This window comes from Arthrobacter sp. alpha11c, assembly GCF_054149985.1.
In genome coordinates this window covers 4,183,300-4,195,177 of record NZ_CP196747.1, presented here as the reverse complement: position 1 = coordinate 4,195,177, position 11,878 = coordinate 4,183,300, and the positions used below count along the sequence as shown (strand labels likewise).

Below are 11,878 nucleotides of genomic sequence, written 5' to 3'. Positions count from 1 at the left end.
GGTCGGCCTGCGCCGCCCGGATCCGGACACTCTGAGAAGCTCGACTCCCTTGCGCCGGTACTAACCGGATCAGGTTCGAGGGTCTGCGGCTGTCCGCACTCTCAGCGCCCTCGCGTCTCCTGCATCTCTGCAAGGTCCGACGGCGGCGCTCCCCTGTCGTTATTAGATCTGCCCTTATGGGCGTGGTTCAGTTTACACCTGTGGGTGTTCGTGGGAGGTGGGGGTTAGTCACAAAGCGGCTGGCAACCACACCTGAGAGAATGATCCAGCAGAATCGACGCGGCAAAGGGGTATTTCATGACGGACCTTCCCACGACGGACATCCCAGTTCCCCAAGCCCGCCTTGCCGCGAGCGTCATCCTGCTCCGCGACTCCCCGGCCGGGCTCGAAGCCTTCGTGCAGCACAGGGTTGCCACCATGGACTTCGCCGCCGGCATGGTGGTCTTTCCGGGAGGCCGGGTTGACGCCGCAGACCAGGACGGATGGGATTACCCGGCTGAGCTGCTGGAACAGCACGCTGCAAACTGGCATCTGAGCTCCATCGCCGTTGATCCCGAACAGGCCCCGGCAAAGTCAGGCATGGTGCTTACCGCTGCACTGCGGGAGGTTTGGGAGGAGGCCGGACTTCGCCTTGATTCCTCAGACCTTCGCCCCTGGGCCAACTGGGTCACGCCGACGGACATGCCCAAGCGCTTCGACACCTACTTCTATGTTGCCAAGCCTGCTCCGGAAGCAGCACCCCAGCACCAAACCACTGAAGCTTGGCAATCACTCTGGATGCCGGTGGATGGGATCCTGGCGGCCGAGGCGGCCGGTACATTGCAGCTGATGCCACCCACGTATTACCTGCTCAAGGAAATTGCCGGTCTCGGAACAGTAGATGCCGTCTGGGAAGCCGATCACGATGTTGTCCCTGTCCTTGCACCACGCGGTTCCATGGCAGCTTTCCTCAAGGAACGGGAAAACCGCCGCTAGTCCCAAGCCGCCTGCATGTGAGGCTAGGCTGGGGGCATGAACCTCTTTTTCAAGCTGCTGGGTGCCGGAGTAAGCCTTGCAGCCGGATTCGTCGGCACCAAGTTGGTCAACAAGGGCTGGGAAAAGGCCACGGGCAACAAGCCGCCCACAGGCCACGACGATATGGAAACGAGCCTTCGCTCAGCCTTGTCGTTCGCGCTGATTTCGGCCTTCGTCAGTACGCTCATCCAGGTTTTCGCGAGCCGTGGCACACAGCGTGCCATCGCCCGCTTCGCCAAGACGCAGGATATCGTCTAGGCCGCGCATAGGCATTCCAACGCGGGAATCCTAAGCGTCCGGCGTGGAACCGTCGCCGGCCGCCCTTTGGACAACCGCTTCAAGCTCATCCTTGGTGAGCAGTTCGCGGTGCCCATGCTTGGTTCGGTAAGCGGAGCGGCCCACCATGTGTGCGGAGACCGGTGCGGTGAGTAGCTGGAAAATCCAGGCCACCACGAGAACCGGCCAAACCCACCATGTGCGCATTTGCAGACCCATGGCCGCAAGCATGAGAAAAAGGCCCAGGACCTGCGGCTTGGTTGCCGCGTGCATGCGGCTCATGAGATCGGGAAAACGCAAAAGACCAATCGCGGCGCCGAGCGACATCAGGGCACCCACCACAAGAAACACGGCCGTCACGGCGTCGATCACGGCATCCACACCAGTGGTTTCAGGAGTCATTGCTGTGATCCCTCCGATCGGCCACAAATCGAGCAAATGTTACGGAGCCGACGAAGCCGATCACCGCGAGAGCCACGAGTAACACCAGGTTATTCAGGTGCCGGTTCATCGCCATATCGATCGCAAGCGCGGCGCCAAGAATGGCCAGCAGGACATCCGATGCCAAAACGCGGTCCAACAAAGAGGGGCCGATGGCGATGCGGATGATCGCTCCCACAGCAGCCAAGCTCAGGATGACAGCCGTCACCAGCAGAACGAGTTCTTTCACAGAGCTGCCCCTTCCAAGCTCGGACCGGGTTCAGCCTGGAGTGCGTCGAGTTCCTCGCGCGTTCCCATGATCCGGATCAGCGTGGCCTCGATGTTCTGGACTTCCTGACGGATCTTGGCGATTCCGGCTTCCTCGTAAATATTGAGCGCGTGCAGGTAAAGCGTGGACGTCGAGCGGTCCACTTCCACCACCAGCGAGCCCGGGATCAGGGAGATTACGTGCCCGGTTGCCGTCACGATGAGGTCCGAATGGCTGCGCAACGGAACAGCGACGACGGCGCTACGCACCTTTGGCCCCTTCACTACGGCCAGGTAGAGGACCAGGAAGCTCGCTGCCGCCACTTTGCCCAGGAATACCATGGCGAAGGAAATGGCTCGGAGAACATTGAACCTGCCGCTAAGCTCCACCGGCGGAAGATAGAAGAACTTGGCGACGAGCACAGCGATGAGCACACCGAACAGCAGGTTGCCCGGGCTGAAGTCCCGCCACAGGGCTCCCCAGACGATGACCAGCCATACCAGCAGTGGCAGTTCAGTGCGGAAGGAGATTGGTTTTCGGCTCATTTGGCAGCCCCTGACTGACCCACTGCTGGCACCTGTGCGGAGTCCCCCAGGACTGAATGGATGTAGGCAGTGCGGTCCAACATGATTTCCGCCGAGCCGTCGGCGAGGTGGAAGAGTGGGCCCGCAAAGACTGTGAGCGCAACACCGAAGGCCACAAGGCCCGCGGTGGAGCCCACCATTGTCCGGGGAAGTACCCCCACGTTGCCTGGGGCCTGAAGCACCGGATCAGGGTACTCGGCGTCCTCGGGCTTGCGCCAAAATGCCCTGTTCCAAACACGGGCAATTGCCAACAAGGTCAGGAGGCTGGTGACGACGCCGCCCACTACCAAAACGATGGCCAGCGGCGTACCCAGTTGCACGCCCGCCTGGAGGAGCCCGAGCTTGCCCAGGAAACCCGAGAACGGCGGGATGCCCGCAAGGTTCATCGCCGGGACGAAGAACAACAGGGCAAGGAGTGGCGAGAGCTTGGCCAGGCCACCCAAGCGGTCAATGGACGAGGAACCGCCCCGCCGCTCAATCAGGCCGGTTACCAGGAACAGGCTGGTCTGCACGGTGATGTGGTGCGCCACGTAGAAGACGGCCGCGCCAAGGCCCATGACAGACGACATTGCCAAGCCGAACACCATGTAACCGATGTGGCTGACCAGGGTGAAGGACAAGAGACGTTTGATGTCGCTCTGCGCCAAGGCACCCAGGATGCCCACCACCATGGTCAGCAGCGCCACCACCATTAAGGGCACGTTGAGGGTGTCGCCGGGAAAGAGGAGCGTCTCGGTGCGGACCATGGCGTAAACACCCACCTTGGTCAGCAAACCGGCAAACACGGCTGTGACAGGGGCGGGTGCGGTTGGATAAGAGTCTGGAAGCCAGAACGACAGCGGGAACACGGCCGCCTTGATTCCGAACGCCACCAGCAGCATCACGTGCAGCAGATTCTGGGTTCCTTGATCCAGCTCGGCCAGCTTGATGGCGAGGTCCGCCATGGTGATGGTCCCTGTCGCTCCGTAGATCATGGCGATAGCGATGAGGAACAGGACCGACGACACCACGGACACCACCACGTACGTGACGCCGGCACGGATGCGGGGCCCCGTCCCGCCAAGGGTCATCAGCACATAGCTCGCCGTCAGCAGGATTTCGAAACCCACGTACAGGTTGAAAAGGTCACCTGTCAGGAAGGCATTGGATACGCCCGCCACCAGGATCAGATAGGTGGGGTGGAAGATCGAGACGGGCGCTTCCTGGTCGCCGTCGGCCATGCCTTGGCCGGTGGCGTAGATCAGGACGGCGAGGCTTACCACGGTGGAAACCACCAGCATGAGCGAGGAGAACTGATCCACCACCAACACCACGCCCCACGGCGGCAGCCAACCACCCAGCGTGACGGATGTAGTGCCTCCCTCCCACACGGACGCCAGGAGCAGGCATTCGAGCAGGAGTGTCGCGCTGAGGATCACGATGCTGACTACCCGCTGCGCAGCCGTGTGCCGGATCAGCACGAACGCCAGGGCTGCGCCGAGGATCGGTAGGAGGACAGCCAGTGGCGACAGGTTTGCGAGATTCACGCGCTGCCTCCTTCCTTGGTTCTTACCGTGTTGGGCTTTTCGGTCGCGTCCGGTTGGGCACGGTCTTCGGGGCTGGCCGGAGTGATCGCGAACTCCGATGTTTCCAGCGGGACAATGGCGTCGTCTTCCGCGTCGAAGCTCGGAGTCCGGGCTACGCGGCGGTCTTCGATGTCATCCTGGATCTCGTCTTGCCGTGCCAGGGCCCAGGTCCGGTAGATGATGCCAAGCATGAAGGCGGTGACGGCGAATGAAATGACGATGGATGTGAGGATCAACGCCTGTGGCAGGGGGTCGTTGTACTCACTGGAGGCTGTTTCCTTGTCGAACAGAGGAGCCAGGCCGGCGTACCCTCCCGTACTGAGGATCAGCAGGTTGGTGGCGTTGGCAAGCAGCATCAAGCCAAGCAGGACGCGCGTCAGGCTCCGCTCCAAAATCAGGTAAATGCCGCAGGCATACAGCACACCCATGACGATCAGGAGGGTCAGGTTGATGCTCATGGGTTGCCCTTCCCGGACGCGGCAGTTTCAGCGGGCGCAGACTCGGCGACTCTGGTCTTTCCGGCCTTCGCCCCCTTCTCTTCAAAATGTTCGTCGATCTCGGCGCCCAGGCTGCGTAGAACGTCGAGCGCCAAGCCCACCACCACGATGTAGACGCCGATGTCGAAGATCGTGGACGTGACGAACTTGACGTCCCCGAATACGGGCAGCCAAAACTCGATAATGGCGCTCTGGAACACCTGTCCGCCCAGGAGGAGAGGCACGAAACCGGACGCTGCCGCCGTCGCAAGTCCCGTCCCCAACAGCGTTCCGGCACTCACTGTCGCCGCCTCGCTCAACTCGAAGCGTCCCCCGGCGAGGTAGCGGATGGTGAGGGCTAGGCCTGCGGTCAGGCCGCCTGCGAAGCCGCCCCCGGGCAGGTTGTGGCCCGCAAGGAGAAGATAGATGGAAAAGACGATCATGGAGTGGAAAATCAGCCTGGTGACCACTTCGAAGATGATGGACCTCCGCTCGGGGGCCAGCGTCCTGCCTGCAACGAGCCAGGCATCCCGGGTTACGTCCGTGAACTTCCTCGCAACGGCCAGCCGGGCACCGTCGCGGGAGTCACGGTCGACGCCGGTGCGCCGCCCCACACTGCCTTCCGGCACCGCCTCTGAGGTTTTGATGCGATCGCCGCGGCTGCGCACGAAGATCAGGCTTGCAACGCCGGTTGCGGCTACGGCAAGGACCGAGATTTCGCCGAAGGTGTCCCATGCGCGGATGTCCACGAGGGTCACGTTGACCACGTTCAGGCCACCGCCGCCTTCGTAGGCCAGGCGTGGGAATTCAAGGGAGACAGGCGTGGCAACACGGGCACCCATGGCGTAGATGGCAACAAAGATCATGGTGATGCCGAAGGCGGCACCTACGATCACGCGGATTACCCGGAGTCGGCCACCCGTTCGGTCCCGTAGTTCGGCGGGTAGGCTGCGCATTGCCAAAACGAAGGCCACCAGCACGATGGTCTCCACCAGCATCTGGGTCAGTGCGAGATCAGGCGCACCTTGCAGGGCGAACATGAGCGCGATGCCGTAGCCAGTAACAGACACCATGAGCACCGCCAGGAAGCGCTTGTTGGCGCGGACAGCAGCCAAGGCGCCCACCACGATGCCCACTCCCGCGATCAACTGCAACGGAGAGTTCGGATCGATGAAATAGACGCCGTCGGGTAACGGCTTGTTGTTCAGAAGCAGAGCCGCGAGCGGCACTGCGAAGGCAACCGTGAGGATGACCGTCAGATAGAAATACAGCGAACCACGCTGGGTGCGTCCCGTCACCCACACTGCGACGTCGTCCAAAGCGCCAATCGTGTGTTGGTAGGCGCGGTCGCCATCCACCCAATCGGGAACCAGGCTTTGCAGGCGTGAAACAACGTTGCGGCCGTAGAACATTGCGGCACCGGCTACGAAGGTGATCGCGGTGAGGCCCAAGGCGGGAGTGAGCCCATGCCACAAAGCCAGATGTCCGGCGTCGACGGCTTCCTCTCCGCCCCCAAACAGCGCTGCGTAAGGCTGGATCCAACTATCCACCGGCGCGGGCCACAGCCCGTAAACAATGGTGAGGAAACTCAGGAGCGCTGGCGCGGCAAGGAAGGCGGGCTTGATGGCCTTGAATGGCGTGCGTTCAATACCCGGCTTCGTGGCAAAGGCACCCCACATGAAGCGGGCGCTGTACGCGAAGGTGAGGATGGAACCGATCACGAGCCCGACGAGGATCCAGATGCCCCAGACAGGCGCGTCCTGGCCATTTCCATAGTGCACGAAGGCTTCAAAGACGGACTCCTTGGCCACGAAACCCGCCAGCGGCGGCACCCCCGCCATGGAGGCGGCCGCAATCGCGGCCACAACCCCGAGGGCTCGTGAGGAGCGGAAGACGCCGGAGAGTTTCCGGATATCGCGTGTCCCGGACTGGTGGTCGATGATGCCGACCACCAGGAACAGCGCAGCCTTGAACAAGCCGTGGGCCAGCAGAAGACCAAGCCCGGCAAGGGCGGCGTCAGGTCTGCCCAGGCCCACCACCATCGTGAGGAAGCCCAGTTGGCTCACCGTTCCGTAGGCCAGGATGAGCTTGATATCGGTCTGGCGGAGGGCTCGGTATCCGCCCACCAACATAGTGGCCAAGCCGAGGCCCAGGACCATCGGGAGCCAGAACTGCGATTCCGCGAAACCCGGCGCCAGGCGCGCGACGATGTAAATACCGGCCTTCACCATGGCTGCGGCATGCAGGTAGGCGCTCACCGGCGTTGGAGCCGCCATGGCACCCGGAAGCCAGAAGTGGAAGGGGACCAGCGCCGATTTGGTCACGGCACCCACCAGGACGAGAACGACGGCGGCCCCCACCATCCCACTTGTGGTGCCGTTAACGAGCGTCCCGGCTTGGTCCAGGATGGTGGAGATCCGGTAGGTTCCTGCGGCTTGGCCCAGGATGATGAGACCCACCAACATCGCCAGCCCGCCCGCCGTGGTAACCATCAGCGCCTGCAGGGCAGAACGCCGAGCGGCCAGGCGGGTGCGGGCATAGCCGATGAGCAGGTAGGACAAGACAGTGGTGAGCTCCCAGAAGATGAACATCATCAGGAGGTCATCGGACGTCACCAGGCCGAACATGGCGCCGGCAAAAGCCAGGAGTTGGGCGCCGAACCCACCGAGCCCAGCGTCCTTGTTCGTGAAGTACCTGGCGCAATAGACCAGCACCAGGGAGCCAACACCGAGGATGAGAAGTGACATGACCCAGGCGAGTGCGTCCATCCTGAAGGCAAACTCGAGCTTCAGGTTCGGAATCCAGGGGAATACTTCTTCTATGCCGCCACCGGAATATACGGGAGCGTGCTGGAGAACCAGCCAAACGAAGGCCGCGGCAGGAACCGCTGCCAGGACATAGAAGGCGTTCCGACCAAGTTTGCTGAAGATCAAGGGCGCCACAGTTGCCGCTACAAAGGTGATGGCGAGAACTGTGATCACTGTTTTCTCCGCAAAGTCAGAAACGAATTGTCAAAAGTTGGAGCAGGCGGTCATACGTTGGGTTCAGTTGGACCAGTTTATCAAGGGGCCCGGACAGTTTTTGGCCGGAGCCGATGGGGCCAGGGGATGAATTCCCCCTGCGTTATTCACATAGCGGTCTGTCATCTGCCCGCCACTGTCAGAGTCCCGATAGCATTCAGGCTATGAACGCGGCCGCAGTTCCCGAAGCCTCCCACCCAGCATCCGAGCTTGCCTCCGGACCTGCTTCCTCCAAGAAGGGCCAAATCCTTGCGTGGGCGTCCTGGGACTGGGGCTCGGCTGCCTTTAACGCCATCATGACCACGTTCGTCTTCACCGTTTACCTGACCTCGTCTGCCTTCGGCGGCGAGGACGCTGCATCTGCCGCACTTGGTGCTGCTTTGGCCGTAGCGGGCTTGGCCATCGCGTTGCTGGCACCGGTGACCGGCCAACGTTCGGATGCCGGCGGCCGGCGCAAGCTCTGGCTCGGAGTCAACACTGCGGCCACAGCCGTCCTCACGGCCCTGTGCTTCTTCGTGTTCCCGCAGCCGGGATTCCTTCTCCTTGGTGTCTGCCTGATCGCGCTCGCCAACATCTTCTTTGAGTTCGCCGGCGTGAACTACAACGCCATGCTGGCCCAAATCTCCACACCCAAAAACATCGGCAAGGTCAGCGGTTTTGGCTGGGGTATGGGATACCTCGGTGGGATTGTGGCGTTGTTGCTGGTCCTGCAACTCTTCGTCCAGCCGTCTTTCGAATGGTTCGGTGCATCCACTGAAGAATCACTGAACATCCGGCTTGTGGCCATTTTCTCCGCCCTGTGGTTCTTCATTTTCGCCCTGCCCGTGCTGTTCGCCGTTCCGGAAGTTTCCGTGAAGAAGGACACCGCGTCCTTGGGCTTCATAGCGTCGTACAGGCTGCTGCTGCGGCGCATCGTGGCGATCTATCGCACCAGTCCCCACACCATTTACTTCCTGCTGTCCAGCGCGATCTTCCGCGATGGCCTTGCTGCAGTCTTCACGTTCGGCGGGGTGATCGCGGCCGGGACCTTTGGTTTCGAACTTAAGGAAGTGATCTTCTTCGCCATTTTCGGCAACGTCGTGGCAGCGGTTGGCGCCATCATCGGGGGCTTCCTTGACGACAAGATCGGTCCCAAGGCAGTCATCGTGCTTTCCTTGGTGGGTCTGCTGATCGCGGGAACGTTCATCCTGGTTCTCGGCAATGGAAACTACGTGTTCTTTGGAAACAGCTGGCCTGCCGCCAATACGTTCTGGATCTTCGGCCTGCTGCTGTGCCTTTTTGTTGGCCCAGCCCAGTCTTCGTCAAGGGCGTTCCTGGCCAGGCTCGCCCCCGAGGGCGAGTCGGGAGAACTCTTCGGGCTCTACGCCACCACGGGCCGGGCTGTCAGTTTCCTGGCACCCACCCTCTTCACCCTGTGCATCACAATTGCCGCTCCGATTGTTGAAGAAGGTGGAGCCCAGCGATGGGGCATCCTCGGCATTATGGTTGTCCTGCTTGCCGGCCTCCTGGTGATCCTGCCAGTGAAGCCGCCCACCAAGGTGGAAATAGCCGTGGTACCAGAACGTTAACTACATAAGACCGGCTGAATACGAACTCCGTACCAGACGGTACAACAGAGTTAGGGTGGAGATATGAACGTGGATGAGACTGAACTCCCGGGCCTTGGGGTCCGTAAGGATTTCGTCACGGCCTCGGGCCGTCGCATCGGTGTCGTGGAGCTTCGCGAAGGCGAAACCGAGCTCTTCGTGTCCACATGGGATGACCCGGACACCTGCCAGGCTTCCATTCCCCTCACGGCCGATGAAGCCGCAACCCTGGGCAACCTCTTGGGCGGGCAGCACATCGCCATGCGCCTGGCAGAAGAGCACCGGGAGATACCCGGCATCGTGACCCGCCAGTTCTCCATTACGCCTGATTCCCCGTTCGTGAACCAGCCCATGGGCAAAGCCCAGGTGCGTACCCGCAGTGGCGTTTCGATCGTTGCGATTATGCGCGAAGGCGAGGTCGTCCCCTCGCCCGCACCCGACGTCGTACTTCACATAGGTGATTTGCTCGTTGCGGTTGGCACCCAGGAAGGCCTCGACTCGGCGGCCGATATCCTCCGCAACGGCTGACCCGCAATGGATCCGCTCGCACTAGCCCTCGTTGAACTGGGGGCCGTCGTCTTCTGCCTCGGTCTCCTTGCTCGACTAGCGGGCCGGATCGGCATGTCTCCCATTCCGCTTTACCTGGTGGGTGGCTTGGCCTTCGGTGCAGGCGGCTTCGTCAAATTGGATGGCATGCATGAATTCGCCCATCTTTCCGGCGAAATCGGCGTCATCCTGCTGCTGTTGATGCTCGGGTTGGAATACACCGCATCTGAACTGGTCACCGGACTCAGACGTTCATGGCAGGCCGGCGTCCTGGACTTCGTCCTGAATTTCCTGCCCGGCGCCGGGATTGCCGTTCTTCTGGGCTGGGGACTTGTGGGCGCCATCGTGATGGGTGGCGTTACTTATATCTCGTCCTCAGGAATCGCGGCGAAGGTCATCACTGACCTCGGCCGGATCGGTAACCGCGAAACTCCCGTGGTGCTTTCCATCCTCGTTTTCGAGGACCTCGCCATGGCCATTTACCTGCCCATTCTTACTGCCATCCTGGCGGGTGTCGGGTTCCTGGGTGGCCTGCAGACGGTGGGCATCGCGCTGGCGGTGGTCACGGTGGTCCTGATGATCGCGCTCAAACATGGGCACCGCGTCTCCCAAGCCGTTCACAGCGAGAACTCGGAAGTGTTTCTGCTGAACGTGCTCGGCCTGGCGCTCCTGGTAGCCGGCATCGCCTCCGCCCTCCAGGTCTCAGCCGCAGTGGGTGCATTCATGTTGGGCATCGCCATCTCCGGTGCCACGGCCCACAACGCTACCCGCATCCTTGAACCCCTGAGGGACTTGTTTGCCGCAATCTTCTTCGTCGCCTTCGGCCTCAACACGGACCCCACGTCCATCCCACCGGTCCTGGGCTGGGCACTGCTGCTCGCCCTGCTGACAACTGCCACCAAAATGTTCACGGGATTCTGGGCAGCCAAACGTGCAGGCATCGCAATGCCGGGCCGCTTCCGTGCGGGAGCGGCCCTGATTGCGCGTGGTGAATTCTCCATCGTCATTGCTGGCCTGGCGGTGGCCTCGGGAGCCGTACCGGACGAGGTCGCAGCCTTGGCTACGGCTTACGTCCTCATCATGGCCATCACGGGTCCGCTGGCCGCTCGCTTCGTGGAGCCTGTGGTCAAGGCACTGCGCAGGAGCCCCCGCACACCGCCGCGGGCTGCCGAGCGCGCCACGGCCTGACTGGTCAGCGCCTGACGGTTTGCGCCTGACGCCCAGTCTGTTTCCGGCTAGATGGCAGTCCGGTGGAAATTCTGGTGGCTTCGGCTGGCGGTCGGTCCGCGCTGGCCCTGGTAGCGGTTGCCGTACTCACCGGAACCGTAGGGGTGTTCCGCTGAGGACGTCAGGCGGAAGAAGCACAACTGGCCGATCTTCATGCCCGGCCACAGCTTGATAGGCAGCGTCGCCACGTTGGAAAGTTCAAGCGTGACGTGTCCGGAGAAGCCCGGATCGATGAAGCCGGCGGTGGAGTGCGTCAACAAACCAAGCCGGCCGAGGGAAGACTTGCCCTCAAGCCGGGCAGCGATGTCATCGGGCAGGCTGACGGTTTCGTACGTTGAGCCCAGTACGAATTCACCCGGGTGAAGGATGAAAGGCTCATTGCCTTCCACCTCCACCAGCCGGGTCAGTTCGGGCTGCTCCTCGGCGGGGTCGATGTGGGCATATTTGTGGTTGTCGAAGAGCCGGAAAAACCGGTCAATCCGCACGTCCACGGAAGACGGCTGAACCATCGCGGGATCGTACGGTTCAAGGACAATCCGTTGGGAGTCTATTTCGGCACGAATATCGCGGTCAGAGATCAGCACAGCATCAAAAATACCCCATGCATTGTCCGGGCCATGCATTGTCCGGGCCGCCCCATGGGACTATAGTTCCCGGACATGTAAAGCCGCGCCCGTACTTGGGGGCAACGAGCATTCGCGGGGTAATTGTGGGGAAATTGTCAGCGCCTGCGGCTATCGTGCTGGCTGGCGCGCTTGCCATATTGGTAGCCGCGTCCAGCCAGATCCTGCCAGCGACAGAGTCCCTACCGGGCGGCGGCACTACTTCTTCGGGCAGTGTCCCTTCCAGCCTCACGGTTCCTGAAACAAATACGACGCCGGACCCCGCCCCTTTGG

Annotated in this window: 12 protein-coding genes and 1 riboswitch; of the genes, 5 read left to right on the top strand and 7 right to left on the bottom strand. The window is 61.8% G+C overall.

Annotated features, from left to right (window positions below):
• Window positions 1–28: 28 nt before the first annotated feature.
• Window positions 29–165, bottom strand: a riboswitch (TPP riboswitch).
• A 132-nt stretch (window positions 166–297) separates the two neighbouring features.
• Together ACTAQJ_RS19495 and ACTAQJ_RS19490 are read left to right on the top strand one after the other, a co-directional pair.
• Window positions 298–975 carry an NUDIX hydrolase gene (locus ACTAQJ_RS19495; protein ID WP_431116879.1) on the top strand — a complete coding sequence of 226 codons (678 nt, stop codon included), beginning with the start codon at window positions 298–300 and terminating at the stop codon, window positions 973–975.
• Between the two features lie 36 nt (window positions 976–1,011).
• A complete protein-coding gene (locus ACTAQJ_RS19490; RefSeq protein WP_216926797.1) occupies window positions 1,012–1,272 on the top strand; it encodes a DUF4235 domain-containing protein in 261 nt (86 codons plus the stop codon).
• 30 nt (window positions 1,273–1,302) lie between these two features.
• Here the strand turns inward: ACTAQJ_RS19490 and mnhG are convergent, their stop codons facing one another.
• From mnhG to ACTAQJ_RS19460, 6 genes are read right to left on the bottom strand one after another with little or no spacing between them, the layout of a single operon-like run.
• On the bottom strand, window positions 1,303–1,692 hold the full coding sequence (mnhG, locus tag ACTAQJ_RS19485; protein WP_431116880.1) for a monovalent cation/H(+) antiporter subunit G: 390 nt from the start codon (window positions 1,690–1,692) through the stop codon (window positions 1,303–1,305).
• Window positions 1,682–1,960: an MrpF/PhaF family protein gene (locus tag ACTAQJ_RS19480; protein ID WP_431116881.1), complete on the bottom strand. Its 279-nt coding sequence runs from the start codon at window positions 1,958–1,960 to the stop codon at window positions 1,682–1,684. The genes mnhG and ACTAQJ_RS19480 overlap by 11 nt, the downstream gene beginning before the upstream one ends.
• Window positions 1,957–2,523 (bottom strand): Na+/H+ antiporter subunit E, encoded by a 567-nt coding sequence (locus ACTAQJ_RS19475; RefSeq protein WP_498698609.1) that lies wholly within the window; start codon window positions 2,521–2,523, stop codon window positions 1,957–1,959. Before ACTAQJ_RS19475 ends, ACTAQJ_RS19480 begins: the two co-directional genes overlap by 4 nt.
• On the bottom strand, window positions 2,520–4,088 hold the full coding sequence (locus ACTAQJ_RS19470; RefSeq protein ID WP_431116883.1) for a Na+/H+ antiporter subunit D: 1,569 nt from the start codon (window positions 4,086–4,088) through the stop codon (window positions 2,520–2,522). The genes ACTAQJ_RS19475 and ACTAQJ_RS19470 overlap by 4 nt, the downstream gene beginning before the upstream one ends.
• Window positions 4,085–4,585 carry a Na(+)/H(+) antiporter subunit C gene (locus ACTAQJ_RS19465; RefSeq protein ID WP_477514025.1) on the bottom strand — a complete coding sequence of 167 codons (501 nt, stop codon included), beginning with the start codon at window positions 4,583–4,585 and terminating at the stop codon, window positions 4,085–4,087. The genes ACTAQJ_RS19470 and ACTAQJ_RS19465 overlap by 4 nt, the downstream gene beginning before the upstream one ends.
• Window positions 4,582–7,584, bottom strand: a complete 3,003-nt coding sequence (locus ACTAQJ_RS19460) for a Na+/H+ antiporter subunit A (protein ID WP_498698606.1) — start codon at window positions 7,582–7,584, stop codon at window positions 4,582–4,584. Before ACTAQJ_RS19460 ends, ACTAQJ_RS19465 begins: the two co-directional genes overlap by 4 nt.
• Window positions 7,585–7,787: 203 nt before the next feature.
• On the opposite strand from ACTAQJ_RS19460, the gene ACTAQJ_RS19455 reads away from it, so the two are divergent.
• The 3 genes from ACTAQJ_RS19455 (at window position 7,788) to ACTAQJ_RS19445 (ending at window position 10,943) form a co-directional block, all read left to right on the top strand.
• The gene (locus tag ACTAQJ_RS19455) at window positions 7,788–9,191 is read left to right on the top strand and encodes an MFS transporter (RefSeq protein ID WP_498698605.1); all 1,404 of its coding nucleotides are present in this window, start codon (window positions 7,788–7,790) and stop codon (window positions 9,189–9,191) included.
• 63 nt (window positions 9,192–9,254) lie between these two features.
• Window positions 9,255–9,737, top strand: coding sequence for a cation:proton antiporter regulatory subunit (locus ACTAQJ_RS19450; protein ID WP_431116887.1), 483 nt, complete (start codon window positions 9,255–9,257; stop codon window positions 9,735–9,737).
• 6 nt (window positions 9,738–9,743) lie between these two features.
• A complete protein-coding gene (locus ACTAQJ_RS19445) occupies window positions 9,744–10,943 on the top strand; it encodes a cation:proton antiporter (protein WP_498698601.1) in 1,200 nt (399 codons plus the stop codon).
• A gap of 47 nt (window positions 10,944–10,990) precedes the next feature.
• On the opposite strand, the gene dcd is transcribed toward ACTAQJ_RS19445, so the two are convergent.
• Entirely contained in the window at window positions 10,991–11,566 is a 576-nt protein-coding gene (dcd, locus tag ACTAQJ_RS19440) for a dCTP deaminase (RefSeq protein WP_216927188.1), read from the bottom strand.
• Window positions 11,567–11,878: the final 312 nt, after the last annotated feature.

Excerpts from the sequence above, each read along its gene's own strand:
- ACTAQJ_RS19495 (WP_431116879.1), top strand. The coding sequence starts at position 298 with ATGACGGACCTTCCCACGACGGACATCCCAGTTCCCCAAGCCCGCCTT.
- ACTAQJ_RS19490 (WP_216926797.1), top strand. The coding sequence starts at position 1,012 with ATGAACCTCTTTTTCAAGCTGCTGGGTGCCGGAGTAAGCCTTGCAGCC.
- mnhG (WP_431116880.1), bottom strand. The coding sequence starts at position 1,692 with ATGACTCCTGAAACCACTGGTGTGGATGCCGTGATCGACGCCGTGACG.
- ACTAQJ_RS19475 (WP_498698609.1), bottom strand. The coding sequence starts at position 2,523 with ATGAGCCGAAAACCAATCTCCTTCCGCACTGAACTGCCACTGCTGGTA.
- ACTAQJ_RS19465 (WP_477514025.1), bottom strand. The coding sequence starts at position 4,585 with ATGAGCATCAACCTGACCCTCCTGATCGTCATGGGTGTGCTGTATGCC.
- ACTAQJ_RS19455 (WP_498698605.1), top strand. The coding sequence starts at position 7,788 with ATGAACGCGGCCGCAGTTCCCGAAGCCTCCCACCCAGCATCCGAGCTT.
- ACTAQJ_RS19450 (WP_431116887.1), top strand. The coding sequence starts at position 9,255 with ATGAACGTGGATGAGACTGAACTCCCGGGCCTTGGGGTCCGTAAGGAT.
- ACTAQJ_RS19445 (WP_498698601.1), top strand. The coding sequence starts at position 9,744 with ATGGATCCGCTCGCACTAGCCCTCGTTGAACTGGGGGCCGTCGTCTTC.